Below are 23,691 nucleotides of genomic sequence, written 5' to 3'. Positions count from 1 at the left end.
CATGGCATTCGGTGTGAAGATCGCCAAGGGCAAGGCCTACAAGGCCGCTGCCATCAAGCGCCGTCACATTCGCGTCCGCAAGAAGGTGTCGGGCACGCAGCAGCGTCCCCGCCTGGTTGTGACGCGATCCAACCGCCACATGGTGGCTCAGGTCGTGGACGACGTCGCGGGCCACACGCTCGCTTCGGCGTCGACCCTGGACACGTCGATCCGCGGAGCCGAGGGCGACAAGAGCGCCCAGGCCAAGCAGGTCGGGGCCCTGGTCGCCGAGCGCGCCAAGGCCGCCGGTATCGAGGCCGTCGTCTTCGACCGTGGTGGTAACCAGTACGCCGGGCGGATTGCCGCTCTGGCTGACGCCGCCCGCGAAGCCGGGCTGAAGTTCTAGCCCCGGTTCCCACGCAAAGCGGACGTAACAGAGAGAGGTAATCCAATGGCTGGACCCCAGCGCCGCGGAAGCGGTGCCGGTGGCGGCGAGCGGCGGGACCGGAAGGGCCGTGACGGCGGAGCGGCCGAGAAGACCGCGTACGTCGAACGCGTCGTCGCGATCAACCGTGTCGCCAAGGTCGTGAAGGGTGGTCGTCGCTTCAGCTTCACCGCGCTGGTCGTGGTGGGCGACGGTGACGGCACCGTAGGTGTCGGTTACGGCAAGGCCAAGGAGGTGCCGGCCGCCATCGCCAAGGGTGTTGAGGAGGCCAAGAAGCACTTCTTCAAGGTCCCCCGTATCCAGGGCACCATCCCTCACCCGATCCAGGGTGAGAAGGCGGCCGGTGTCGTACTGCTCAAGCCGGCGTCGCCCGGTACCGGTGTTATCGCCGGTGGCCCGGTGCGTGCCGTACTCGAGTGCGCGGGCGTGCACGACATCCTGTCGAAGTCGCTCGGTTCCTCGAACCCGATCAACATCGTGCACGCGACCGTGGCGGCCCTCCAGGGCCTGCAGCGTCCCGAGGAGATCGCGGCTCGCCGTGGTCTGCCCCTCGAGGACGTCGCCCCCGCGGCTCTGCTTCGTGCGCGTGCGGGAGCGGGTGCGTAATGGCTCGCATGAGGATCACGCAGACGAAGTCGTACATCGGCAGCAAGCAGAACCACCGCGACACCCTTCGTTCGCTCGGGCTCAAGCGCCTGAACGACGTGGTTGTCAAGGATGACCGCCCCGAGTTCCGCGGAATGGTGCAGACCGTCCGCCACCTCGTGACGGTTGAGGAGGTCGACTGACATGGCGGAGAACAACCCGCTGAAGGTCCACAACCTCCGTCCTGCCCCGGGCGCCAAGACCGCCAAGACCCGTGTGGGTCGTGGTGAGGCGTCCAAGGGTAAGACCGCAGGTCGTGGTACCAAGGGCCAGAAGGCTCGTTACCAGATCCCGGAGCGCTTCGAGGGTGGGCAGATGCCCCTCCACATGCGTCTCCCGAAGCTCAAGGGCTTCAAGAACCCGTTCCGTACCGAGTACCAGGTCGTGAACCTGGACAAGCTCGGCGCTCTCTACCCCGAGGGCGGCGAGGTCACGGTGGCCGACCTGGTCACCAAGGGTGCGGTTCGTAAGAACAGCCTCGTCAAGGTCCTTGGCCAGGGCGAGATCTCCGTGGCGCTGCAGGTTTCGGTTGACGCCGTTTCCGGCTCCGCCAAGGAGAAGATTGCCGCTGCCGGCGGCACCGTCACCGAGCTCGTCTAAGACAACTCGATGGCTTGAACATCCGACCGGGGATGCCTCTCAAATGGGGCATCCCCGATTGGTCGTTCCAAGGGGGGCACTCTCGCCGGTAAGGTGGCGTGGGTTGTTGCTGTATTGAAGCCCGGGGCTCGCCCCGGGACCCCCACCGCGCGGTGTGTCCGCAGGGGTTCCCCGTGCGGTATCGCTCGTTCCTTATTCGTCGATCCTCAATACCGTCACCTCTGACGCGTTAGCGCGGGGGTCGCAGGAGGCACCGTGCTCACCGCGTTCGCCCGGGCGTTCAGGACGCCCGACCTGCGCAAAAAGCTGCTCTTCACACTCGGCATCATCGTGCTGTACCGGCTCGGGGCCCATATCCCTGTACCCGGTGTCAGCTACGAAAACGTCCAGACGTGTGTCGACGCGGCTCAGAAGGGCAACAACAGCCTCTTCGGGCTGGTGAACATGTTCAGCGGCGGGGCGCTGCTGCAGATCACGATCTTCGCGCTCGGCATCATGCCGTACATCACCGCGAGCATCATCCTGCAGCTGCTGACCGTGGTCATCCCCAAGCTGGAGACCCTCAAGAAGGAGGGCTCGTCAGGTCAGACCAAGATCACGCAGTACACGCGTTATCTGACGATCGCTCTCGCCATTCTTCAGGGCACCGGCCTTGTCGCCACCGCGCGCAGCGGTGCACTGTTCAGCGGCTGCCCGGTCGCGTCCGACATCGTCCCCAACCAGTCGATCTTCACCACCGCTGTGATGGTCATCACGATGACCGCGGGTACCGCGGCCGTCATGTGGCTCGGCGAGCTGATCACCGACAAGGGCATCGGCAATGGCATGTCCATCCTGATGTTCATCTCGATCGCCGCCGGCTTCCCCGGCGCGCTGTGGGCCATCAAGCAGAGCGGCACGCTCGCCAAGGGCTGGATCGAGTTCGGCACGGTCATCCTGATCGGCTTCGTCATGGTGGCCCTGGTCGTCTTCGTCGAACAGGCGCAGCGCCGGATTCCCGTCCAGTACGCGAAGCGCATGATCGGCCGCCGCTCGTACGGCGGTACGTCGACGTACATCCCGCTCAAGGTGAACCAGGCGGGCGTCATCCCGGTCATCTTCGCGTCGTCGCTGCTCTACATCCCGGCACTCGTCGCGCAGTTCTCCAACTCCACCGCGGGCTGGAAGACCTGGATCGAGGGTCACTTCGTCAAGGGTGACCATCCGTACTACATCGCGACGTACTTCCTGCTGATCGTGTTCTTCGCCTTCTTCTACGTGGCTATCTCGTTCAACCCCGAGGAAGTCGCTGACAACATGAAGAAGTATGGTGGGTTCATCCCGGGTATCCGGGCCGGTCGACCTACCGCCGAGTACCTGAGCTACGTGCTCAACAGGATCACTTGGCCGGGCTCGCTGTATCTGGGCCTGATCGCTCTCGTGCCGACCTTGGCGTTGGCGGGGTACGGCGGCGCGAACCAGAACTTCCCGTTCGGCGGGACGAGCATCCTGATCATCGTGGGTGTGGGTCTGGAGACCGTGAAGCAGATCGAGAGCCAGCTTCAGCAGCGCAATTACGAAGGGTTCCTCCGCTGATGCGAATCGTCCTCGTCGGACCGCCCGGTGCCGGCAAGGGAACGCAGGCCGCGTACCTTGCCAAGATCTTGACGATCCCGCACATCTCTACGGGCGACCTTTTCCGCGCCAACATCAGCCAGGGAACTGAGCTGGGCAAGACGGCGAAGTCGTACATGGACGCGGGAAACCTGGTGCCCGACGAGGTCACGATCGCGATGGCGCGGGACCGCATGGCCCAGCCGGACGCCGAGAAGGGCTTCCTGCTGGACGGCTTCCCGCGCAACGTGTCGCAGGCGGTGGCGCTCGACGAGGCGCTGAAGGCGGACGGCGTGAAGCTGGACGCCGTGCTGGACCTCGAAGTGCCCGAGGACGAGGTCGTGAAGCGGATCGCCGGCCGGCGCATCTGCCGCAACGACAGCGCGCACGTCTTCCACGTGACGTACAGCCCGCCGGAGCAGGACGGCGTCTGTGACGTCTGCGGCGGAGAGCTGTACCAGCGGAACGACGACTCCGAGGACACGGTCCGTACGCGGCTCGAGGTCTACCACACGCAGACCGAGCCGATCATCGACCACTACCGGGGCCAGGGCCTCGTGGTCACGATCTCCGCGCTCGGCAAGGTCACCGATGTGACCGACCGCGCGATGGAAGCGCTCGGATCCGACAGGGCCGCCTCGGCCTGAGCAGCGTTTTTCAGACAGAACGGCCGTGGTGTCCGTCAGGACACCGCGGCCGTACTGTTGAGTACGGCGTTTTGAGTACAGCGGTTGTGCGAGTACGGCTTCGTTCGAGCGGGTGGAAGGCAGTGCGGTAATGGTGGAGATCAAGACCCCCGAGCAGATCGCGAAGATGCGTGAGGCAGGGCTGGTCGTCGCCGCGGTGCACGCGGCCACCGCCGAGGCGGCGGTGCCGGGGGCCACCACGAAGGACCTGGACATGGTCGCCCGCAAGGTGCTGGCCGAGCACGGCGCGAAGCCGAATTTCCTGGGCTACGGCGGGTTCCCGGCGACGATCTGCACCTCGGTGAACGAGGTCGTCGTGCACGGCATCCCGGACGACAAGACCGTCCTGAAGGACGGCGACATCATCTCCGTGGACGCCGGGGCGATCATCGACGGCTGGCACGGCGACGCGGCCTTCACCGCGTTCGTCGGCGAGGGTCACGCACCGGAGCTGATCGAGCTGTCCCGGGTGACCGAGGAGTCGATGTGGGCCGGCATCGCGGCGATGCGCGGCGGTAACCGGCTCATCGACGTGTCGCGCGCGATCGAGACGTACATCCGCCGCCAGCCCCGTCCCGGCGGTGGCAAGTACGGAATCATCGAGGAGTACGGCGGCCACGGCATCGGCACCGAGATGCACATGGACCCGCACCTGCTGAACTACGTCACGCGCAAGCGCGGCAAGGGTCCCAAGCTGATCCCCGGCTTCTGCCTGGCGATCGAGCCGATGGTCTCGCTCGGCACGCCGCGCACCGAGGTGCTGGAGGACGAGTGGACGGTCATCACGACCGACGGCACCTGGTCCTCGCACTGGGAGCACTCCATCGCCCTGACGGAGGAGGGACCGCTGGTCCTGACGTCCCCGGACGGCGGCAAGGCGAAGCTCGCCGAGCTGGGCGTCACGGCCGCCCCGGACCCGCTGGCCTGAGCCGCGCCGCTCCGCGCGCCCGAGGCCGATCCGTGTGCCCGAACCCGTGTGCGTGCCGCTCAGAGGGTTGGGCGCCTGGAGGGTTGAGCGCTCTGGTAATGGGCAAGCTGCACGGATTCGTCTTTTCGAGGGTGCTGTCGTAGACTGACGCGTCGGATCTGGTGTACCCGTGTGTCTTCACGCGGCTGCCGGAATCGATCAAGGTAGCCGATTCGAAGGGCGAAGCGTGGCCAAGAAGCAAGGTGCCATCGAAATTGAGGGCACCGTGATCGAGTCCCTCCCGAATGCGATGTTCAGGGTGGAGCTCCAGAACGGTCACAAGGTCCTCGCGCACATCAGCGGCAAGATGCGGATGCACTACATCCGTATCCTTCCCGATGACCGGGTCGTGGTGGAGCTGTCTCCGTACGACCTGACGCGTGGCCGGATCGTCTACCGGTACAAGTAGATCTTGTCGGCGCCCCTTCCACGGGGTGCGGACACCTGACCCGGAGAACCTCAATCCCATGAAGGTCAAGCCGAGCGTCAAGAAGATCTGCGACAAGTGCAAGGTGATCCGCCGTCACGGCCGGGTCATGGTCATCTGCGACAACCTGCGCCACAAGCAGCGCCAGGGCTGACGCACGACCACCTGCCTTTTCGCAGTACTTCGCGCGACGCGAGCAAAGTAATACGTACATACGCAGTGTCCGGCGTCCCTATGAGGGAGGTCGACACCTCCGGCGGAGGCCGGAGACCTGGATTTCGCCTGCGCACTCACGCGCCTGCCGCTCCTCCAGGACGACACTGCGGAAGACCTCCGAATCAACAGGAGCCATGAATGGCACGCCTCGCAGGCGTTGACCTCCCGCGCGAAAAGCGCGTCGAGGTCGCCCTTACCTATGTCTTCGGTATCGGGCGCACCCGGTCCAAGGAGACCCTTGCCGCGACGGGCGTCAACCCTGACACCCGCGTCCGCGACCTTGCCGAGGAAGACCTCGTCAAGATCCGCGAGTACGTGGATGCCAACCTCAAGACCGAGGGTGACCTCCGTCGCGAGGTCGCTGCCGACATCCGCCGCAAGGTCGAGATCGGTTGCTACCAGGGTCTGCGTCACCGCCGTGGCCTGCCGGTGCACGGTCAGCGCACCAGCACGAACGCTCGTACCCGCAAGGGCCCGCGTCGCGCCATCGCCGGTAAGAAGAAGCCGGGCAAGAAGTAGTCCTCAGCCGGACGCTTATCAGCGGTCTTCGCTGTAGGACCGACCACCTCCACGCTGGAGTAAAAACATGCCTCCTAAGGGCCGTAGTGGTGCAGCCAAGAAGGTGCGCCGCAAGGAAAAGAAGAACGTCGCTCACGGGCACGCCCACATCAAGAGCACGTTCAACAACACCATCGTCTCGATCACGGACCCCTCGGGCAACGTGATCTCCTGGGCCTCCGCCGGCCACGTCGGCTTCAAGGGCTCGCGCAAGTCCACTCCGTTCGCCGCGCAGATGGCCGCCGAGTCGGCTGCCCGTCGCGCGCAGGAGCACGGCATGCGCAAGGTCGACGTCTTCGTCAAGGGTCCCGGCTCCGGCCGTGAGACCGCGATCCGCTCCCTCCAGGCCACCGGCCTCGAGGTGGGTTCGATCCAGGACGTCACCCCCACCCCGCACAACGGCTGCCGTCCGCCCAAGCGCCGTCGCGTCTGAGGCTCGGTTGTCCTGAGTGTCCGGGCGGTACGACTCGTTAGAGTCGTGCCGCCCGTACCCTTGTGGTAATGAGCAGTGCGCAGTACTGAAGGACGTCAAATAGCGGGCGTCCCTGACAAAAGGAAATCCCCATGCTTATCGCTCAGCGTCCGTCGCTGACCGAAGAGGTCGTCGACGAGTACCGCTCCCGGTTCGTCATCGAGCCGCTGGAGCCCGGCTTCGGTTACACGCTCGGTAACTCCCTCCGGCGTACGCTCCTCTCCTCGATCCCCGGCGCTGCTGTCACCAGCATCCGGATCGACGGTGTCCTGCACGAGTTCACCACCGTGCCGGGCGTCAAGGAAGACGTCACCGACCTCATCCTCAACATCAAGCAGCTCGTCGTCTCCTCGGAGCACGACGAGCCGGTCGTGATGTACCTGCGCAAGCAGGGTCCCGGCCTGGTCACCGCCGCCGACATCGCCCCGCCGGCCGGTGTCGAGGTGCACAACCCGGACCTCGTCCTCGCCACGCTGAACGGCAAGGGCAAGCTGGAGATGGAGCTGACCGTCGAGCGCGGTCGCGGTTACGTCTCCGCCGTCCAGAACAAGCAGGTCGGCCAGGAGATCGGCCGTATCCCGGTCGACTCCATCTACTCGCCGGTGCTGAAGGTCACGTACAAGGTCGAGGCGACCCGTGTCGAGCAGCGCACCGACTTCGACAAGCTGATCGTCGACGTCGAGACCAAGCAGGCCATGCGGCCGCGCGACGCCATGGCGTCCGCCGGTAAGACGCTGGTCGAGCTGTTCGGCCTGGCGCGCGAGCTGAACATCGACGCCGAGGGCATCGACATGGGCCCGTCGCCGACGGACGCGGCGCTCGCCGCCGATCTCGCCCTGCCGATCGAAGAGCTCGAGCTGACGGTCCGGTCGTACAACTGCCTCAAGCGCGAGGGCATCCACTCCGTGGGTGAGCTCGTGGCGCGGTCCGAGGCCGACCTGCTCGACATCCGCAACTTCGGCGCGAAGTCGATCGACGAGGTCAAGGCGAAGCTGGCCGGTATGGGCCTCGCGCTCAAGGACAGCCCGCCCGGATTCGACCCCACCGCCGCCGCTGACGCCTTCGGCGCCGACGACGACGTGGACGCCGGGTTCGTGGAGACCGAGCAGTACTGAGCCTCCGGGCTTGAGCTGCGGGCTTGAGCCCGCGGGCTCCGAATCTTCCGCTTGGCGGCCGCCTCGCGGGAACTGACACCGGTACCTGATACGGCCGGTGCAGATATGAAGGAGTAACACCATGCCGAAGCCCGCCAAGGGTGCCCGTCTGGGCGGCAGCGGCGCGCACGAGAAGCTGCTCCTCGCGAACCTCGCGAAGTCGCTCTTCGAGCACGGCCGCATCACCACGACCGAGGCCAAGGCCCGCCGCCTGCGTCCGGTCGCGGAGCGTCTTGTCACCAAGGCGAAGAAGGGCGACATCCACAACCGTCGCCTGGTGCTGCAGACGATCACGGACAAGAGCATCGTGCACACGCTCTTCACCGAGATCGCGCCGCGGTACGAGAACCGCCCCGGTGGCTACACCCGCATCACCAAGATCGGCAACCGTCGTGGCGACAACGCCCCGATGGCGGTCATCGAGCTGGTCGAGGCCCTGACCGTGGCGCAGGCCGCCACCGGTGAGGCCGAGGCCGCCACGAAGCGTGCGGTCAAGGAAGACGCCGCCAAGAAGGACGCGAAGCAGGACGACGCGTCCGACGAGGCTGTTGTCGAGGACACCAAGCCGGCCGCCGAGGCCGACGAAGAGTCCAAGGACGCCTGAGCGCGTCAACGGCTGACGGACGGGCCCGCTCCCTCACGGGGGCGGGCCCGTTCCGCGTGAGGGAGGGAGCTGAGCGTGAGTGACGAGGTGGAACCCGGCTCCGTACGGGTGCGGCTTGATCTTTCGTACGACGGCAAGGACTTCTCGGGCTGGGCCAGGCAGGCCACCCGGCGCACCGTCCAGGGCGAGATCGAGGACACGCTGCGTACGGTGACGCGCTCTTCGCGTACGTACGATCTGACCGTCGCCGGGCGTACGGACGCGGGTGTGCACGCGCGCGGCCAGGTCGCGCATGTCGATCTGCCGGAGTCCGTGTGGGCCGAGCACGGGGACAAGCTCCTGCGCAGGCTCGCGGGACGGCTGCCGCACGACGTACGGGTCTGGAGCGTGGCCGAGGCGCCCGCCGGGTTCAACGCGCGCTTCGCGGCGGTCTGGCGGCGGTACGCGTACCGGGTGGTCGACCACCCCGGCGGCGTCGATCCGCTGTTGCGCGGTCATGTGCTGTGGCACGACTGGGCGTTGGACATGGACGCGATGAACGCGGCCGCCGCAGGACTGCTCGGCGAACACGACTTCGCGGCCTACTGCAAGCGGCGCGAGGGCGCGACGACCATCCGTACGCTCCAGAAGCTGGAGTGGGCGCGCGGCGACGACGGCGTACTCACGGCAACCGTCAGGGCCGACGCGTTCTGCCACAACATGGTGCGTTCGCTGGTGGGCGCCATGCTGTTCGTGGGCGACGGGCACCGGCCCGTGGAGTGGCCGGCGAAGGTACTGGCGGCGGGAGTCCGGGACTCGGCCGTCCATGTCGTACGGCCGCACGGCCTCACACTGGAGGAAGTCGGCTACCCGGCAGACGAGTTGCTGGCGGCCCGGAGCAAAGAGGCCCGCAACAAGCGGACGTTGCCGGGAGCGGACTGCTGCTGACCGCCGGGCCGGACAGGGAGCGCCCGGTGGTTACTGAGCTCCCTGTCCGCCCGCCAGGCGGACCTGTGGCAGCGTCAGGTCCATCGACTCCGCTGCCTGGCGAGCTCCTTGGGCCTTGAAGACCCAGGTGCGGTAGGACCAGAAGCGGAAGAGCGTGGCGACGCCGATGCCGACGAACTTGAAGAAGTTGTTCAACAGCGGGCTGTCCAGGCCGAGTTCGTAGGTTGCCGTGAACAGGACCGCGTTCTCGATCAGCAGGCCGACGGCGCTGAAGCCGAGGAACAGGCTCAGTTCACGGCGCCGGCTGCTGCGCGGGCGGTCGCGGTAGGTGAAGTACCGGAAGCCGATGTAGTTGCCGAGGACGGCCGCCGCGGTGGCGAGCACGCTCGCCCGCACGGTCTGCAGGCCGGTGGAGCTCCTGACGAGGTTGAACACCAGGATGTTCACCACGATCCCGGAGAGCCCCACCATCCCGAACTTCGCTATCTCGCCGTACAGCTTCCCCAGGCGCGAGGAACGCGCGTGCCGCTCGTTCATGCCGATTCCCCGCCCCGTCTGTCGGGGAGCGTCGCGGGAGAGCACCCGAGAGACACGACCCACATATGAACTTCACACCGGATGCTGAGTCTAGGTGACGACCGGCCGCTGTGAAGGGGTGAACGTGAGTCAGTTCACCGGGGCCGTGGCCGCCGCCGACGCCTGCGCCTGACCGCGCGCCAGGATCTGGCGGAACGTGAACTCCGCGACGTCGTCCCCGGCGGTGAAGACGTTCTTGTCCTTCACGGTCACGTTCTTGCCGCTGGTGAAGCCGCCGACCGTGAAGTACACATACCTGCCGTACGAGTTGGTCGTCTTGCGGCAGATCGACGGCGCCCGGCAGAAGGTCGGGACGCCGGCGCCGGGGAGCGACGCGATGCCGTCCTTCGCCTCGTTCTTCGCCTTCAGCGCCTGTGCCTCCTTCTCGAAGACCGCGACTCCGACGGTCACCGCCACCCCGTCCTTGTGGAACGTGGCACGGATCACCTGGCCGCAGCCGTCCGAGGAGAGGACCGCGCCCAGCCGTCCCTGGGCCGCCGCCGCACAGGCGGTGGTGCTGCTCGTGGCGCCCTTGGCGTACGTATGGCCGTTCAGCGCCAGCGCGGCCGACGGGAACAGCGTTCCCGCGCTCAGCGGAGCCTTGTCCTTGTCGGCGCTGGAGATGTAGTCCTTCGGGTTCGGCGGCGGCAGCGCGCTCGCCGAAGGGAACGAAGGCTCGGCCTCGGTGGGTTCGCTCGGCAGCGCGCTGGCCGGAGGCAGCGCGCCGGTGTCCTTCCCGCCGGAGCCGTCGTCACCGCTGTTCGCCGAGACGACCGCGGTCGCGACGATCGCGGCGATCGCCACGGTCGCGAGCCCGCCGCCACCGATCATCAGCCAGCGCTTACGGCGTGCGCGTGACTCGGAGGCGTCGGCGAGCGCGCCCCAGTCCGGTGTCCGTGTGCCGTGCGGTCCCTGTCCCGGTGCCCCGGAGCTGTCCCACGAGGGTCCCCCTTGCCCAAAGCTCATGCCGCGCAGTTTACGGCCGGGCGTAGGGCGTTGACGCCGGGAGCCGGAGAAAGGCCGGGCGGTGGTGGCGACGGGGTGAGGAGAGCCGCACAGGAGACGGTGGAGCGGCCCGTCCCCGGAAACGAGTTGGGCCTGAGCGGCGACTGCCCTGACAATGCCCAGCATGGGACATCTAGAGGCAGCGCACCTGGAGTACTACCTCCCCGACGGACGGGTGCTGCTCGGCGACGCCTCGTTCCGCGTGGGAGAGGGCGCCGTCGTCGCCCTCGTGGGGGCCAACGGCGCGGGCAAGACGACACTGCTGCGGCTGATCGCCGGAGACCTCCAGCCGCACGGCGGCACGGTCACGGTCACCGGCGGGCTCGGCGTGATGGAGCAGTTCGTCGGCTCGGTGCGGGACGAGCGTACGGTCCGCGACCTGCTCGTCTCGGTCGGCCACCCGCAGCTGCGCGCGGCCGCGCGCGCGGTGGACGAGGCCGAGCACGCCATCATGACGGTCGACGACGAGGCCGCGCAGATGCGCTACGCGCAGGCGCTCAGCGACTGGGCGGAGGTGCGCGGCTACGAGGCCGAGACGCTGTGGGACATGTGCACCACGGCCGCGCTCGGTATGCCGTACGACACGGCGCAGTGGCGGCTCGTACGGACCCTGAGCGGCGGCGAGCAGAAGCGGCTCGTGCTGGAGGCGCTGCTGCGCGGGCCCGACGAGGTGCTGCTGCTGGACGAGCCGGACAACTACCTCGACGTGCCCGGCAAGCGCTGGCTGGAGGAGCGGCTGAAGGAGACCCGTAAGACGGTCCTCTTCGTCTCCCACGACCGGGAGCTGCTGGCCAGGGCGGCCGAGAAGATCGTCAGCGTGGAGCCGAGCCCGGCCGGGTCTGACGTCTGGGTGCACGGCGCCGGGTTCGGTACGTACCACGAGGCGCGCAAGGAGCGCTTCGCGCGCTTCGAGGAGCTGAAGCGCCGCTGGGACGAGGAACACGCGCGTCTCAAGGCGCTGGTGCTGCGGCTGCGGCAGCAGGCGGCGATCAGCCCGGACATGGCCTCGCGCTACCACGCGATGCAGACGCGCTTCAAGCGGTTCGAGGACGCCGGAGCACCGCCGGAGCCGCCGCGCGAGCAGGAGATCAGGATGCGGCTGCGCGGCGGGCGCACCGGCGTACGGGCCCTCACCGTCGAGAATCTTGAGCTGACCGGCCTGATGAAGCCGTTCTCGCTGGAGGTCTTCTACGGCGAGCGCGTCGCGGTTCTCGGCTCCAACGGATCCGGGAAGTCGCACTTCCTGCGGCTGCTCGCGGGCGACGACGTGGCGCACACGGGACAGTGGCGGCTCGGCGCGCGGGTCGTGCCGGGCCACTTCGCGCAGACCCACGCGCACCCCGAACTGCGGGGCCGCTCGCTGGTCGACATCCTGTGGAGCGAGCACGCGAAGGACCGGGGCGCCGCGATGGGGGTGCTGCGCAGGTACGAGATGGAGCGCCAGGGCGACCAGGCCTTCGAGAAGCTGTCCGGTGGCCAGCAGGCGCGGTTCCAGATCCTGCTGCTCGAACTGCGCGGGACGACGGCGCTGCTCCTGGACGAGCCGACGGACAACCTGGACCTGGAGTCGGCTGAGGCCCTTCAGGAGGGTCTTGAGGCGTACGAGGGGACGGTCCTCGCGGTCACCCACGACCGGTGGTTCGCGCGGAGCTTCGACCGGTATCTGGTGTTCGGCTCGGACGGGGTCGTACGGGAGACGCCGGAGCCGGTGTGGGACGAGCGGCGCGTCACGCGCGTACGGTAGGGAGCCGGCCCACTCTCAAGAGTGGGTACCAGGCGTCCGGAACATCACCCGTCCGGCGGTCGCGGACCTGCGCGGCCGCAGGTCGTGGACCCGCGTTTTGACCCGTGTGGGGGCTCCCGGGTATTCTGCTGGTTCGTTATGCGTATTGGCTTGGTCGTTCTCACGCGAGGGGCCCTTACGCCGGTCCACCGGGTCGATGGACAGCGGTAGGTGCACGGGTTGCGTCCCCGTAGTACCACCAGGGCTGTCGTGATCTACCGGGTGGCCTTGTCAGGACTCCACTCACTGAAGAAGCGAAGGCTACGACCGTGCGTACGTACAGCCCCAAGCCCGGCGATGTGACACGCCAGTGGCACGTCATCGACGCGCAGGACATCGTCCTGGGCCGTCTGGCGACCACCGCCGCCAACCTTCTGCGCGGTAAGCACAAGCCGATCTACGCGCCCCACGTCGACACCGGTGACTTCGTCGTCATCATCAACGCCGACAAGGTGCACCTGTCCGGCAACAAGCGCACCCAGAAGATGGCGTACCGCCACTCCGGTTACCCGGGTGGTCTGCGTTCCGTCCGTTATGACGAGCTGCTCGCGAAGAACCCCGAGAAGGCCGTCGAGAAGGCCATCAAGGGCATGATCCCCAAGAACACCCTGGGCCGTCAGATGCTCTCGAAGCTGAAGATCTACTCGGGTGACCAGCACCCGCACGGTGCTCAGCAGCCCGTCCCGTTCGAGATCACCCAGGTCGCGCAGTAATTCCGGCCACCGCCTAAGACGAAAAGAAATCTGAGGAGCATCGTGGCCGAGACCACTGCCGAGACGACCCCTGTGGACGCCCCCGAGGGCGAGGAGACCTACGCCGAGGTGACGACGTTCGAGTCCGAGACCCCGGTCGAGGGCGAGTACACCTCCGAGTCGCTCGCGTCCCGCTTCGGCGACCCCCAGCCGGCCGCCGGCCTGGGCCGCCGTAAGAACGCCATTGCCCGTGTCCGGATCGTTCCGGGCAGCGGCAAGTGGAAGATCAACGGTCGCACCCTTGAGGACTACTTCCCCAACAAGGTGCACCAGCAGGCTGTCAACGAGCCCTTCAAGGTGCTCGAGCTGGACAACCGCTATGACGTCATCGCCCGCATCTCGGGTGGCGGCGTCTCCGGCCAGGCCGGCGCCCTGCGCCTCGGTGTGGCCCGCTCGCTGAACGAGGCGGACGTGGACAACAACCGCGCCACGCTGAAGAAGGCCGGCTTCCTGAGCCGCGACGACCGCGCGGTCGAGCGCAAGAAGGCCGGTCTCAAGAAGGCCCGTAAGGCCCCGCAGTACAGCAAGCGCTAAATCGCGGCTGTACGGCATACGTTTCGCCCCGGCGGCACTCCGTGCTGCCGGGGCGTTCGTTTTTCTCCGCACACGTAGGCGTATAACAGGATCAAGCGCACAGAGCGCTGCAAAGCGTTCAGCGGGTTGCATTTTCGGAGCATTTTCGGAGGGAGAGCTGTGGGACGACTCTTCGGCACGGATGGCGTGCGCGGTGTCGCCAACGCTGATCTGACGGCCGAGCTGGCGCTCGGTCTGTCGGTCGCGGCGGCACATGTGCTCGCTGAGGTCGGGACGTTCGGGGGACATCGGCCGACCGCCGTGGTGGGGCGCGATCCCCGGGCCTCCGGCGAATTCCTCGAAGCCGCCGTCGTGGCGGGTCTCGCGAGCGCGGGCGTGGACGTCCTGCGCGTCGGTGTGCTGCCCACCCCCGCGGTGGCGTACCTCACCGGGGCGCTGGGCGCCGACCTCGGCGTGATGCTCTCCGCGAGCCACAACGCCATGCCGGACAACGGGATCAAGTTCTTCGCGCGCGGCGGCCACAAGCTGCCCGACGATCTCGAGGACCGGATCGAGGCCACGTACCTGGAGAACACCAACCTCTCGGGCCCCCCGTGGGAGCGGCCCACCGGAGCGGGTGTCGGCCGGGTCCGCACGTACGACGAGGGCTTCGACCGGTACGTGGCCCACCTCATCGGGGTGCTGCCGAACCGGCTCGACGGGCTGAAGATCGTCCTCGACGAGGCCCACGGCGCGGCGGCCCGCGTCTCGCCCGAGGCGTTCGCGCGCGCGGGCGCCGAGGTGGTCACCATCGGCGCGGAGCCCGACGGTCTCAACATCAACGACGGCTGCGGTTCGACCCACCTGGGCCTGCTGAAGACCTCCGTGGTCGAGCACGGCGCCGACTTCGGCATCGCGCACGACGGCGACGCCGACCGCTGCCTCGCCGTGGACGCGGCGGGCAACGAGATCGACGGCGACCAGATCCTCGCCGTCCTGGCCCTCGCGATGCGCGAGGCCGGCACGCTGCGCGGGGACGCCGTGGTCGGGACGGTCATGTCCAACCTCGGCTTCAAGATCGCGATGGAACGCGAGGGCATTCACCTCGTACAGACCGCGGTCGGCGACAGATATGTCCTGGAGTCGATGAAGGAGCACGGCTACGCGCTCGGCGGCGAGCAGTCCGGCCACGTCATCGTCCTCGACCACGCCACGACCGGCGACGGCACGCTCACCGGCCTGCTGCTCGCGGCGCGGGTGGCCGCGACCGGCCGTAGCCTCGCCGACCTCGCGAGCGTCATGGACCGGCTGCCGCAGGTGCTGATCAATGTGCCCGACGTCGACAAGGCGCGCGTGCACACCTCGGCGGAGCTGGCCACGGCTGTTGCCGAGGCCGAACACGAACTGGGTTCCGCGGGAAGGGCGTTGCTGCGCCCCTCGGGCACGGAACCGCTGGTACGCGTGATGGTCGAGGCAGCCGACATCGAGCAGGCGCGGGCGGTCGCGGGCCGGCTGGCCGACGTGGTGAAGTCGGCGCTGGGCTGACGGCGTTGTTCCGGCTCGTGGCCGGGCCGGACGAGGACGTGAGCGGGGGCGGGGTCTCGGGACGAGGCCCCGCCCTTTCGCGCGCCGCGGCAGCGACGGCACCGGACGCGGCGGGGCAGGCTCGCGGTGGGACGGCTGTCAAGCCACTCGGTCCCCGCCACCCCGCCGGGCTACGCGATCTGCTTCCAGCCGTCCGGGGAACGGGTGAACAGGCCGAAAACCCGGTAGACCTCGCGGGTCCAGATCGTGGCGCCGGCGCCGTATTCGGGGAGCGAGGCCCTCGCCTCCCGCTCGGAGTCGAAGATGTGTTCCTTGCCCTCGCCCGTGCGGATCTTCACCTCGCGCGTCGGTATCTGCGTCAGGCCCTGCATGGGGTCTCACCCTTCCGATCGATCGTGCGATGCCGGCCAAATGCTTGAAAGTGTAGTGAGTGGTGGAGGAATTGGACAGGGTCGGGCAGTTCCGACGGGGCGAGCACCCCACCGCGATCACCGGACCCAACACGTCAGCGGCCGGAACGGGCTGACGCGCTCTCAGAGCTTGCGCAGGGAGAGCCGCTGCACCTTGTGGTCCGGGCCCTTGCGCACGACCAGCGTGGCGCGCCCGCGTGTGGGCGCCACGTTCTCCAGCAGGTTGGGCTTGTTGATGGTGCGCCACATCGTGCGGGCGTACTCCAGGGACTCCTCCTCGGAGACCTGGGTGTGCTTCCTGAAGTACGAGGACGGGTCCTGGAAGGCCGTCTCGCGCAGCTTGAGGAACCGGTTGAGGTACCAGGACTCGATGTCCTCGCTGCGGGCGTCGACGTACACGCTGAAGTCGAAGTAGTCCGCGAGCCCGACCCTGGTCCTGCCGTCCTGCCCCGGCAGGGCCGGCTGGAGGACGTTGAGCCCTTCGACGATCAGGATGTCGGGCCGCCGCACGGTCAGCAGCTCGCCGGGCACGATGTCGTAGATCAGGTGGGAGTAGACGGGCGCGGTGACCTCGTCCTTGCCGGCCTTGATGTCGGCGACGAAACGGGTCAGGGCGCGGCGGTCGTACGACTCGGGGAAGCCCTTGCGCGCCATGAGGCCGCGGGCCTTCAGCTCCTTCATCGGGTACAGGAAGCCGTCGGTGGTGACCCGCTCGACCCGCGGGTGCTCCGGCCAGCGGGCCAGCAGCGCCTGGAGGAGCCGGGCGACGGTCGACTTCCCGACGGCCACACTGCCCGCCACGCCTATGACGAACGGCGTGCCGCGCTGGGCGCCCTGGCCGCTGCCCGCGTCGCCGAGGAAGGTGTTCAGGGCGCCGCGCAGGCCCGCCGTCGCCTGGACGTAGAGGTTGAGCAGCCGGGACAGCGGCAGGTAGACGTCCCGGACCTCGTCGAGGTCGATGACGTCGCCGAGTCCGCGCAGCTGCTCGACCTCCTGGGCGGTCAGCGGCAGCGGCGTCTTCTCGCGCAGGGCGCTCCACTCGGCTCTGGTGAGGTCGACGTAGGGCGTCGGGCCGTGCTCGGACCTGCGCGGGGCGCTTCGTGGCGGCGAAGTGATCACCCATCCATTGTCGGGGGTGCGGGTCGGCGAGGAACGACCGAGGGGGGTGTGCCGGCTCACGCGCCGCTCGCGGGCCGTCGTCGTACGCCGCTGTCGTGTGCCCGTCGCGCGCCGACTCTCCCGCTTGCGGGGGCGGCGAGGCCGCACACCGTAGGCTGCCGATATGTGCGGAATCGTGGGATATGTCGGTGGGCAGTCGGCGCTCGATGTGGTCGTCGCGGGTCTCAAGCGGCTTGAGTACCGGGGGTACGACTCGGCCGGGGTCGCGGTACTCGCCGACGGAGGCATCGCGGCGGCGAAGAAGGCGGGCAAGCTCGTCAATCTGGAAAAACTGCTGGTGGAACGGCCGCTGCCGAGCGGCCTCACCGGCATCGGACACACCAGGTGGGCCACGCACGGCGCGCCGAACGACGCCAACGCGCACCCGCATCTGGACAACGCCGGCCGCGTGGCCGTCGTGCACAACGGCATCATCGAGAACTTCGCCGCGCTGCGCTCGGAGCTGACCGGCCGCGGCCATGCCCTGGAGTCGGAGACCGACACCGAGGTCGTGGCGCATCTGCTCGCCGAGGCGTTCTCGTCCTGCGGCGATCTCGCCGAGTCGATGCGGCAGGTGTGCCGGCGGCTGGACGGCGCCTTCACCCTCGTCACCGTCCACGCGGACGAACCCGGTGTGGTCGTCGGCGCGCGCCGCAACTCGCCGCTCGTGGTCGGCGTCGGGGAGGGCGAGTCCTTCCTCGCGTCGGACGTCGCCGCCTTCATCGCCCATACGCGTTCCGCGATCGAACTGGGCCAGGACCAGGTGGTGGAGTTGCGCCGGGACGGTGTGACGGTGACCGGCTTCGACGGCGCGCCGGCCGAGGTGCACGCGTACCACGTGGACTGGGACGCCTCCGCCGCCGAGAAGGGCGGCTACGACTACTTCATGCTCAAGGAGATCGCCGAGCAGCCGAAGGCCGTCGCCGACACGCTCCTGGGACGCATCGACGGGGAGGGATCGCTGCACCTGGACGAGGTCCGGATTCCGGCGTCCGTGCTGCGTGAGGTGAACAAGGTCGTCATCGTGGCGTGCGGGACGGCCTTTCACGCCGGTCTCATCGCCAAGTACGCCATCGAGCACTGGACGCGCATGCCGTGCGAGGTGGAGCTGGCGAGCGAGTTCCGCTACCGGGACCCGATCCTGGACTCCCGCACGCTGGTGGTCGCGATCTCGCAGTCGGGCGAGACGATGGACACGCTGATGGCGCTGCGGCACGCCCGGGAGCAGGGCGCGAAGGTGCTGGCCATCTGCAACACCAACGGCTCGACCATCCCCCGCGAGTCGGACGCCGTCCTGTACACGCACGCGGGCCCCGAGGTCGCCGTCGCCTCGACCAAGGCGTTCCTGACGCAGCTGGTGGCGTGTTACCTCGTGGCCCTGTACCTGGGGCAGTTGCGCGGCACCAAATGGGGCGACGAGATCCGGGCCGTGATCCGCGATCTGTCGCGGATCTCGTGCGAGGTCGAACGCGTGCTGGAGACGATGGGGCCGGTACGGGAGCTGGCGCGCTCGCTCAAGGACAAGAAGACCGTGCTGTTCCTCGGCAGGCATGTCGGGTATCCGGTCGCCCTGGAAGGCGCGCTCAAGCTCAAGGAGCTGGCCTACATGCACGCGGAGGGCTTCGCGGCGGGCGAGCTGAAGCACGGCCCGATCGCGCTGATCGAGGAGGACCTGCCGGTGGTGGTGGTCGTACCGTCGCCGCGCGGGCGCTCGGTGCTGCACGGCAAGATCGTGTCGAACATCCAGGAGATCAGGGCCAGGGGCGCGCGGACGATCGTGATCGCCGAGGAGGGCGACGCGGAGGTGGAGCCGTACGCCGACCACCTGATCCGTATCCCGGCGACGCCGACGCTGCTCCAGCCGCTGGTCGCGACCGTGCCGCTCCAGGTGTTCGCGTGCGAGCTCGCGACGGCCCGGGGCAACGAGGTGGACCAGCCGAGAAACCTGGCGAAGTCCGTGACGGTGGAATGATCCGGTCCGTGGTCGCGGGTGGTCCGTGACGGCGGAACGAGAGGGAGTTTCCGGGTGATCATCGGGGTGGGGATCGACGTGGCGGAGATCGAGCGGTTCGGGGAGTCGCTGCGACGCACTCCCCAGCTGGCCGGCCGGCTCTTCCTGGAGGCGGAGTTGCTGCTGCCGAGCGGTGAACGCCGTGGCACGGCCTCGCTGGCGGCCCGCTTCGCGGCGAAGGAGGCCGTGGCGAAGGCGCTCGGCGCACCGGGCGGCCTGCACTGGACGGACGCCGAGATCTACGTCGAGGACAGCGGCCGCCCACGTCTGCGGGTGAGCGGCACGGTGGCGGCCAGGGCGGCGGAACTGGGCGTACGGACGTGGCACGTCTCGCTGAGCCATGACGCGGGGGTGGCGTCGGCGGTGGTGATCGCGGAGGGGTGAGGGCGGTCGCGGGCCCGGGCTCCCGGGGAGCGGTCCGGGGGAGGCGCTTCGTGGAGTGCTCCGGGTGGGGCGGAGTGCCCGGGAGTGGCGTGGGCATCTGTGATCGCGGAGGGTTGAACCTATGCGTAGTGCGTACAGCGTGGAGACGGTACGGAAAGCCGAGCGCGAGCTGATGGCGCGGCTGCCCGAGGGAGCGCTCATGCAGCGCGCGGCCGCCGGGCTCGCGGCGGCCTGCGCGGGGCTGCTGGGGCGGGTGTACGGGTCCCGGGTCGTGCTGCTCGTCGGGAGCGGGGACAACGGGGGCGACGCGCTGTACGCCGGCGCACGCCTCGCGCGGCGCGGTGCCGGGGTGTCGGCGGTGCTGCTCGCGCCCGGACGCACGCACGAGGGCGGCCTCGCGGCGCTCCTCGGCGCGGGCGGCCGGGTCGCGGACGACCCGTTCGAGGTGCTTGCCGCCCCCGACCTTGTCCTGGACGGCATCACCGGCATCGGCGGACACGGCGGGCTCAGGCCCGACGCGGTGCCGGTCGCGCGCGCGGCGCAGGCGGCGCGGCACGCCGGAGCGGTGCTGGTCGCCGTCGATCTGCCGAGCGGGGTGGAGGCGGAGAGCGGTGAGGTGGAGGGCGAGGCCGTACGCGCGGACGCGACGGTGACGTTCGGCGCGTACAAGCCCGGTCTGCTCATCGACCCGGCGCGCGAGCACGCGGGGGCCGTACGGCTCGTGGACATCGGGCTCGGCCCCCACCTGCCGTCCCTGCCCGGCCTGGAGGCGTTGCAGCACGCGGATGTGGCGCGGCTGCTGCCGGTGCCGTCGGGGGAGAGCGACAAGTACCGGCGGGGCGTCATCGGCATCGTCGCCGGTTCCGCGCGCTACCCGGGCGCCGCGGTGCTCGCGGTGGCGGGCGCGCTGCGCGGCGGCGCGGGCGCGGTGCGGTACGTGGGCCCGGGCGCCGACGCGGTGCTCGCCCGCTACCCGGAGACGCTGGTGCACGCGGGCCCGCCGTCGGAGGCCGGCCGCGTACAGGCGTGGGCGGTGGGGCCGGGGCTGGGCGACGACCCGGGCGTGGCGGAGGTGCTGGCGTCGGACGTGCCGGTGCTGGTCGACGCGGACGGCCTGAAGCAGCTCGACGCGGCCACCCTGCGGGCCCGTACGGCACCGACGCTGCTCACCCCGCACGCGGGTGAGGCGGCGGCGCTGCTGGGCGTCGACCGCGCGGAGGTGGAGGCGGGCCGTCTGACGGCCGTGCGGGAGCTGGCCTCCCGCTACGGCGCGACGGTCCTGCTCAAGGGCTCGACGACGCTGATCGCCGCGCCGGAGGCGGACGTACCGGTCCGGGTGAACCCGACGGGCACGTCCTGGCTGGCGACGGCCGGCAGCGGTGACGTCCTGACGGGCCTGGCGGGATCACTCCTGGCCACGGGCCTGCCACCCCGGGACGCGGCCTCGGCTGCCGCCTACCTGCACGGCCTGGCGGCCCGCCTCGCGTCGACCGGCGCGCCGGTCGCGGCACATGACGTGGCGGAGAGGGTGGGGGAGGCGTGGCGGAACGTGAGTGAGGGCTGAGGCGACGCGGCAAGGTCTGCCGTCACCGCGCGCCTCACCAACCGCCTTCACCACGCGACGGGAAGCGTGACCGGTCCTCTGAGCAGGGCGTCCTTCTGGAAGTCGACCTCGTCGGCGGGCACCGCGAGGCGGAGACGGGGGAAGCGGGCGAAGAGGGCGGGCAGGAAGACCTGCGCCTGGAGGCGCGCCAAGTGCGGGGCCACGCAGTAGTGGGGGCCGAAGCCGAAGGAGAGATGGCCCGGTCCCTCGCGGTCGGCGTCGATCTCGGCGGGGCAGGCGAACACCTTGGGGTCGCGGTTGGCGGCCCAGTACTGGACGTAGATGAAATCCCCGGCGCGGATGGTGACCTCGCCCAGCTCCACGTCCTCGGTGGCCACGCGGGGCTGCCCGATGCCGTTCTTGTGGGGGATCCAGCGCAGCAGTTCCTCGACCAGCCGGGGTACGGAGATGTCCTCGCCGCGCAGCGACTCGGCCAACTGGGGCCGCTGCAGCAGCGCGAAGACCATGTTGGAGAGGTTGTTGCGCACCGGGTGCCAGCCATTCAGCGCGGTGAGGGAGGCCATGGCGAGCGCTTCTTCTTCGCTGACGCGGTCTTCCTCGACGGCCCGGGCGAAGTCCGCCATCAGGTCCTGGGTGGGCGTGGTGTGGCGCTGTCCGAGCAGGTCGCTGAAGTACTGGGCCGCCTCGTCGCGCAGCGCCCTGGCCCGCGCCGCGTCCGCCTCGTCGCGCGGCCGTACGAGGATGCCCTCGGCCCAGCGCCGGATCTGCGGGCGCTCGGCCGGAGGGATGCCGAAGATCTCTCCGACCAGCGTCAGCGGCAGCGGGGCGATGGCCTCCTCGATGAGGTCGGCGGGTGAGCCCGCCGCCTCCAGACGGTCCAGCAGCTCGGCCACCAGCGTTTCCACATGGGGACGCAGCTTCTTCATACGGGCGTCGGAGAAGGCCGGAGCGACCACGGAGCGGATCCGCGTGTGGTCGGGCGGATCGATGAAGCTGACGCTGGCGCCCATCGGGATCAGGTGGCGGTTCATCGTCGGGAAGGCCCGCTGCGTGATCTGCCGGCTGAAGCGGGAGTCCGACGTCACGAACCGGACCTCTTCGTACCGGGTGACCAGCCAGCACTCCGCCAGCGCGTCGCCCTGGGGGAGCAGGATCTTCAGCGCGGGTCCCTGCTCCAACGCGTCGGCCAGGAACGGATCGAACTCCAGGCCGGGCAGATCGGGCGGCCCGTACTCGGGCGGGCTCAACGTAGACACACCTTGTCCTCTCCGTGGTCCTTTCCCCATGTCTGCCCACTGATCCTTTTCCGCGCGCCCCCCAAAGGAGTGACGGCGCGGGCGTGCGAGGGACGGACCGGGGCAGCGCCCGCCGACGTCCGCGAGCTTCGGAGACCCGCGCCGCGCGGGGGCGGACCGGCTGTGTCGGCGGCCTCTGAGAGACTGAGCGCGATGACCGGAATGACGCACAGGACTCACACACCGCCGTCGCCCCCCAGGGCCCGTGCCGAGATCGATCTCGGTGCCCTCCGGGCCAACGTGCGCGCTCTGCGTGCCCGCGTGGGGGTGGGGACCGCGCTCATGGCCGTCGTCAAGTCCGACGCGTACGGGCACGGCATGGTGCCCTGCGCCCGAGCCGCCCGGGAGGCGGGCGCCGAGTGGCTGGGGACCGCCACGCCGCAGGAGGCGCTGGCCCTGCGGGCCGCCGGGGTCGGCGGGCGGCTGATGTGCTGGCTGTGGACGCCCGGTGACCCGTGGCGGGACGGTATCGAGGCCGAGCTCGACATGTCCGTCAGCGCGATGTGGGCGCTGCGCGAGGTCGTCGAGGCCGCGCGTGAGGCCGGCCGGCCGGCGCGTATCCAGCTGAAGGCCGACACCGGCCTCGGCCGCAACGGCTGCCAGCCCGCCGACTGGCCGGAGCTGGTCGCCGCCGCCCTCGCCGCCCAGGAGGAGGGCCGGGTCACGGTGACCGGCCTGTGGTCGCACTTCGCGCGCGCCGACGAGCCCGGCCATCCGTCCATCGCCGCGCAGCTGGACGTGTTCCACGAGATGGTCGCGTACGCCGAGAAGCAGGGCGTCGAGCCCGAAGTGCGGCACATCGCCAACTCCGCGGCCGCCCTCACCGTCCCCGAGTCGCACTTCGACCTCGTACGCGCGGGCGTCGCGACGTACGGCATCTCGCCCAGCCCGGAGCTGGGCACCTCGCGGGACTTCGGGCTGCGGCCCGTGATGACGCTCTCCGCGTCCGTCGCGCTGGTCAAGCAGGTACCGGCTGGACACGGCGTCAGCTACGGCCATCAGTACCTCACCCCGCAGGAGACGATCCTCGGGCTCGTCCCCCTCGGATACGGGGACGGCATCCCGCGCCACGCCTCCGGCCGTGGGCCGGTTCTCGTGGGCGGGGCATGGCGGCGGGTGGCCGGGCGGATCGCGATGGATCAGTTCGTGGTCGATCTCGGTCATGACACGGTCGAACCAGGCGCTCCCGCGGTCCTTTTCGGACCCGGCGATCGCGGTGAGCCCACCGCCCAGGACTGGGCCGACGCCGCCGACACGATCGCGTACGAGATCGTCACCCGTATCGGCCCGCGCGTTCCCCGCGTCTACTCCGGCGAGACGGCGGAGAACAGCGCGCTGGGCGGGACCGGCGCGTCGGAATGACCGGGCGCGTGACCGACCCCGGATCTCCGGCCTCGGGTGAACGGCCGCGCGACGGGGAAG

General features: G+C 69.3%; 27 protein-coding genes. 22 read left to right on the top strand and 5 right to left on the bottom strand.

Features of this window, described 5'->3' with window-relative positions:
* Position 1: 1 nt before the first annotated feature.
* The 14 genes from rplR (at position 2) to truA (ending at position 9,273) form a co-directional block, all read left to right on the top strand.
* Positions 2–385, top strand: coding sequence for a 50S ribosomal protein L18 (gene rplR / locus ACIP6N_RS08995; protein ID WP_401814053.1), 384 nt, complete (start codon positions 2–4; stop codon positions 383–385).
* A gap of 45 nt (positions 386–430) precedes the next feature.
* Positions 431–1,030 carry a 30S ribosomal protein S5 gene (gene rpsE, locus ACIP6N_RS08990; protein ID WP_401814051.1) on the top strand — a complete coding sequence of 200 codons (600 nt, stop codon included), beginning with the start codon at positions 431–433 and terminating at the stop codon, positions 1,028–1,030.
* Positions 1,030–1,212, top strand: coding sequence for a 50S ribosomal protein L30 (gene rpmD / locus ACIP6N_RS08985; RefSeq protein WP_401814049.1), 183 nt, complete (start codon positions 1,030–1,032; stop codon positions 1,210–1,212). Before rpsE ends, rpmD begins: the two co-directional genes overlap by 1 nt.
* A 1-nt stretch (position 1,213) precedes the next feature.
* Entirely contained in the window at positions 1,214–1,669 is a 456-nt protein-coding gene (gene rplO / locus ACIP6N_RS08980) for a 50S ribosomal protein L15 (RefSeq protein WP_401814048.1), read from the top strand.
* A 255-nt stretch (positions 1,670–1,924) separates the two neighbouring features.
* Positions 1,925–3,244: a preprotein translocase subunit SecY gene (secY, locus tag ACIP6N_RS08975; protein ID WP_401814046.1), complete on the top strand. Its 1,320-nt coding sequence runs from the start codon at positions 1,925–1,927 to the stop codon at positions 3,242–3,244.
* Positions 3,244–3,909 carry an adenylate kinase gene (locus ACIP6N_RS08970; protein ID WP_401814045.1) on the top strand — a complete coding sequence of 222 codons (666 nt, stop codon included), beginning with the start codon at positions 3,244–3,246 and terminating at the stop codon, positions 3,907–3,909. The genes secY and ACIP6N_RS08970 overlap by 1 nt, the downstream gene beginning before the upstream one ends.
* 130 nt (positions 3,910–4,039) lie before the next feature.
* The gene (gene map / locus ACIP6N_RS08965) at positions 4,040–4,876 is read left to right on the top strand and encodes a type I methionyl aminopeptidase (RefSeq protein WP_401814043.1); all 837 of its coding nucleotides are present in this window, start codon (positions 4,040–4,042) and stop codon (positions 4,874–4,876) included.
* A gap of 226 nt (positions 4,877–5,102) precedes the next feature.
* The gene (gene infA / locus ACIP6N_RS08960) at positions 5,103–5,324 is read left to right on the top strand and encodes a translation initiation factor IF-1 (protein ID WP_014047798.1); all 222 of its coding nucleotides are present in this window, start codon (positions 5,103–5,105) and stop codon (positions 5,322–5,324) included.
* A 58-nt stretch (positions 5,325–5,382) separates the two neighbouring features.
* On the top strand, positions 5,383–5,496 hold the full coding sequence (rpmJ, locus tag ACIP6N_RS08955) for a 50S ribosomal protein L36 (protein WP_003956441.1): 114 nt from the start codon (positions 5,383–5,385) through the stop codon (positions 5,494–5,496).
* Positions 5,497–5,696: 200 nt separating this feature from the next.
* On the top strand, positions 5,697–6,077 hold the full coding sequence (rpsM, locus tag ACIP6N_RS08950; RefSeq protein ID WP_401814042.1) for a 30S ribosomal protein S13: 381 nt from the start codon (positions 5,697–5,699) through the stop codon (positions 6,075–6,077).
* Positions 6,078–6,144: 67 nt separating this feature from the next.
* Positions 6,145–6,549: a 30S ribosomal protein S11 gene (gene rpsK / locus ACIP6N_RS08945; RefSeq protein WP_040024299.1), complete on the top strand. Its 405-nt coding sequence runs from the start codon at positions 6,145–6,147 to the stop codon at positions 6,547–6,549.
* 131 nt (positions 6,550–6,680) lie between these two features.
* The gene (locus ACIP6N_RS08940; protein ID WP_040024300.1) at positions 6,681–7,703 is read left to right on the top strand and encodes a DNA-directed RNA polymerase subunit alpha; all 1,023 of its coding nucleotides are present in this window, start codon (positions 6,681–6,683) and stop codon (positions 7,701–7,703) included.
* A gap of 121 nt (positions 7,704–7,824) precedes the next feature.
* Positions 7,825–8,346 carry a 50S ribosomal protein L17 gene (gene rplQ / locus ACIP6N_RS08935; RefSeq protein WP_401814041.1) on the top strand — a complete coding sequence of 174 codons (522 nt, stop codon included), beginning with the start codon at positions 7,825–7,827 and terminating at the stop codon, positions 8,344–8,346.
* Positions 8,347–8,421: 75 nt separating this feature from the next.
* A complete protein-coding gene (gene truA, locus ACIP6N_RS08930) occupies positions 8,422–9,273 on the top strand; it encodes a tRNA pseudouridine(38-40) synthase TruA (RefSeq protein ID WP_401814039.1) in 852 nt (283 codons plus the stop codon).
* A 30-nt stretch (positions 9,274–9,303) separates the two neighbouring features.
* Here the strand turns inward: truA and ACIP6N_RS08925 are convergent, their stop codons facing one another.
* Complete coding sequence (locus ACIP6N_RS08925) at positions 9,304–9,810, bottom strand: GtrA family protein (protein WP_401814038.1); 507 nt, start codon at positions 9,808–9,810, stop codon at positions 9,304–9,306.
* A 129-nt stretch (positions 9,811–9,939) separates the two neighbouring features.
* Entirely contained in the window at positions 9,940–10,815 is an 876-nt protein-coding gene (locus ACIP6N_RS08920) for a hypothetical protein (protein ID WP_401814036.1), read from the bottom strand.
* Between the two features lie 154 nt (positions 10,816–10,969).
* On the opposite strand from ACIP6N_RS08920, the gene ACIP6N_RS08915 reads away from it, so the two are divergent.
* The 4 genes from ACIP6N_RS08915 to glmM all read left to right on the top strand — a co-directional run bounded on the left by ACIP6N_RS08915 (position 10,970) and on the right by glmM (position 15,447).
* Entirely contained in the window at positions 10,970–12,598 is a 1,629-nt protein-coding gene (locus ACIP6N_RS08915) for an ABC-F family ATP-binding cassette domain-containing protein (RefSeq protein WP_401814034.1), read from the top strand.
* Positions 12,599–12,906: 308 nt separating this feature from the next.
* Positions 12,907–13,350, top strand: coding sequence for a 50S ribosomal protein L13 (gene rplM, locus ACIP6N_RS08910; protein WP_401814032.1), 444 nt, complete (start codon positions 12,907–12,909; stop codon positions 13,348–13,350).
* A gap of 42 nt (positions 13,351–13,392) precedes the next feature.
* The gene (rpsI, locus tag ACIP6N_RS08905; protein ID WP_401814031.1) at positions 13,393–13,923 is read left to right on the top strand and encodes a 30S ribosomal protein S9; all 531 of its coding nucleotides are present in this window, start codon (positions 13,393–13,395) and stop codon (positions 13,921–13,923) included.
* A gap of 159 nt (positions 13,924–14,082) precedes the next feature.
* On the top strand, positions 14,083–15,447 hold the full coding sequence (glmM, locus tag ACIP6N_RS08900; protein ID WP_401814030.1) for a phosphoglucosamine mutase: 1,365 nt from the start codon (positions 14,083–14,085) through the stop codon (positions 15,445–15,447).
* Between the two features lie 170 nt (positions 15,448–15,617).
* On the opposite strand, the gene ACIP6N_RS08895 is transcribed toward glmM, so the two are convergent.
* Positions 15,618–15,818 (bottom strand): hypothetical protein, encoded by a 201-nt coding sequence (locus ACIP6N_RS08895; protein ID WP_401814029.1) that lies wholly within the window; start codon positions 15,816–15,818, stop codon positions 15,618–15,620.
* Between the two features lie 162 nt (positions 15,819–15,980).
* Positions 15,981–16,976, bottom strand: coding sequence for a type I pantothenate kinase (gene coaA / locus ACIP6N_RS08890; RefSeq protein ID WP_401814028.1), 996 nt, complete (start codon positions 16,974–16,976; stop codon positions 15,981–15,983).
* A 163-nt stretch (positions 16,977–17,139) separates the two neighbouring features.
* Here coaA and glmS point away from each other — a divergent pair, with 163 nt between their 5' ends.
* The 3 genes from glmS (at position 17,140) to ACIP6N_RS08875 (ending at position 20,974) form a co-directional block, all read left to right on the top strand.
* Positions 17,140–18,987, top strand: a complete 1,848-nt coding sequence (gene glmS, locus ACIP6N_RS08885) for a glutamine--fructose-6-phosphate transaminase (isomerizing) (RefSeq protein WP_401814027.1) — start codon at positions 17,140–17,142, stop codon at positions 18,985–18,987.
* A 54-nt stretch (positions 18,988–19,041) separates the two neighbouring features.
* Positions 19,042–19,410 carry a holo-ACP synthase gene (locus ACIP6N_RS08880; protein ID WP_401814026.1) on the top strand — a complete coding sequence of 123 codons (369 nt, stop codon included), beginning with the start codon at positions 19,042–19,044 and terminating at the stop codon, positions 19,408–19,410.
* A 121-nt stretch (positions 19,411–19,531) separates the two neighbouring features.
* On the top strand, positions 19,532–20,974 hold the full coding sequence (locus ACIP6N_RS08875; protein ID WP_401814024.1) for an NAD(P)H-hydrate dehydratase: 1,443 nt from the start codon (positions 19,532–19,534) through the stop codon (positions 20,972–20,974).
* Between the two features lie 47 nt (positions 20,975–21,021).
* Here the strand turns inward: ACIP6N_RS08875 and ACIP6N_RS08870 are convergent, their stop codons facing one another.
* The gene (locus ACIP6N_RS08870; RefSeq protein ID WP_401814022.1) at positions 21,022–22,230 is read right to left on the bottom strand and encodes a cytochrome P450; all 1,209 of its coding nucleotides are present in this window, start codon (positions 22,228–22,230) and stop codon (positions 21,022–21,024) included.
* Positions 22,231–22,431: 201 nt separating this feature from the next.
* On the opposite strand from ACIP6N_RS08870, the gene alr reads away from it, so the two are divergent.
* A complete protein-coding gene (gene alr, locus ACIP6N_RS08865; RefSeq protein WP_401814416.1) occupies positions 22,432–23,631 on the top strand; it encodes an alanine racemase in 1,200 nt (399 codons plus the stop codon).
* Positions 23,632–23,691: the final 60 nt, after the last annotated feature.

This window comes from Streptomyces sp. NPDC088725 (assembly GCF_044751305.1).
Classification (GTDB): domain Bacteria; phylum Actinomycetota; class Actinomycetes; order Streptomycetales; family Streptomycetaceae; genus Streptomyces.
The sequence above is the reverse complement of the archived record's forward strand: the minus strand, read 5'-3'. Positions and strand labels throughout refer to the sequence as shown.

Excerpts from the sequence above, each read along its gene's own strand:
- rpsK (WP_040024299.1), top strand. The coding sequence starts at position 6,145 with ATGCCTCCTAAGGGCCGTAGTGGTGCAGCCAAGAAGGTGCGCCGCAAG.
- rplQ (WP_401814041.1), top strand. The coding sequence starts at position 7,825 with ATGCCGAAGCCCGCCAAGGGTGCCCGTCTGGGCGGCAGCGGCGCGCAC.
- ACIP6N_RS08925 (WP_401814038.1), bottom strand. The coding sequence starts at position 9,810 with ATGAACGAGCGGCACGCGCGTTCCTCGCGCCTGGGGAAGCTGTACGGC.
- rplO (WP_401814048.1), top strand. The coding sequence starts at position 1,214 with ATGGCGGAGAACAACCCGCTGAAGGTCCACAACCTCCGTCCTGCCCCG.
- rplR (WP_401814053.1), top strand. The coding sequence starts at position 2 with ATGGCATTCGGTGTGAAGATCGCCAAGGGCAAGGCCTACAAGGCCGCT.
- rpmD (WP_401814049.1), top strand. The coding sequence starts at position 1,030 with ATGGCTCGCATGAGGATCACGCAGACGAAGTCGTACATCGGCAGCAAG.
- rpsE (WP_401814051.1), top strand. The coding sequence starts at position 431 with ATGGCTGGACCCCAGCGCCGCGGAAGCGGTGCCGGTGGCGGCGAGCGG.
- ACIP6N_RS08915 (WP_401814034.1), top strand. The coding sequence starts at position 10,970 with ATGCCCAGCATGGGACATCTAGAGGCAGCGCACCTGGAGTACTACCTC.
- ACIP6N_RS08970 (WP_401814045.1), top strand. The coding sequence starts at position 3,244 with ATGCGAATCGTCCTCGTCGGACCGCCCGGTGCCGGCAAGGGAACGCAG.
- rpmJ (WP_003956441.1), top strand. The coding sequence starts at position 5,383 with ATGAAGGTCAAGCCGAGCGTCAAGAAGATCTGCGACAAGTGCAAGGTG.
- map (WP_401814043.1), top strand. The coding sequence starts at position 4,040 with ATGGTGGAGATCAAGACCCCCGAGCAGATCGCGAAGATGCGTGAGGCA.
- ACIP6N_RS08895 (WP_401814029.1), bottom strand. The coding sequence starts at position 15,818 with ATGCAGGGCCTGACGCAGATACCGACGCGCGAGGTGAAGATCCGCACG.
- rpsM (WP_401814042.1), top strand. The coding sequence starts at position 5,697 with ATGGCACGCCTCGCAGGCGTTGACCTCCCGCGCGAAAAGCGCGTCGAG.
- alr (WP_401814416.1), top strand. The coding sequence starts at position 22,432 with ATGACGCACAGGACTCACACACCGCCGTCGCCCCCCAGGGCCCGTGCC.
- ACIP6N_RS08875 (WP_401814024.1), top strand. The coding sequence starts at position 19,532 with ATGCGTAGTGCGTACAGCGTGGAGACGGTACGGAAAGCCGAGCGCGAG.
- ACIP6N_RS08940 (WP_040024300.1), top strand. The coding sequence starts at position 6,681 with ATGCTTATCGCTCAGCGTCCGTCGCTGACCGAAGAGGTCGTCGACGAG.
- ACIP6N_RS08920 (WP_401814036.1), bottom strand. The coding sequence starts at position 10,815 with ATGAGCTTTGGGCAAGGGGGACCCTCGTGGGACAGCTCCGGGGCACCG.
- glmS (WP_401814027.1), top strand. The coding sequence starts at position 17,140 with ATGTGCGGAATCGTGGGATATGTCGGTGGGCAGTCGGCGCTCGATGTG.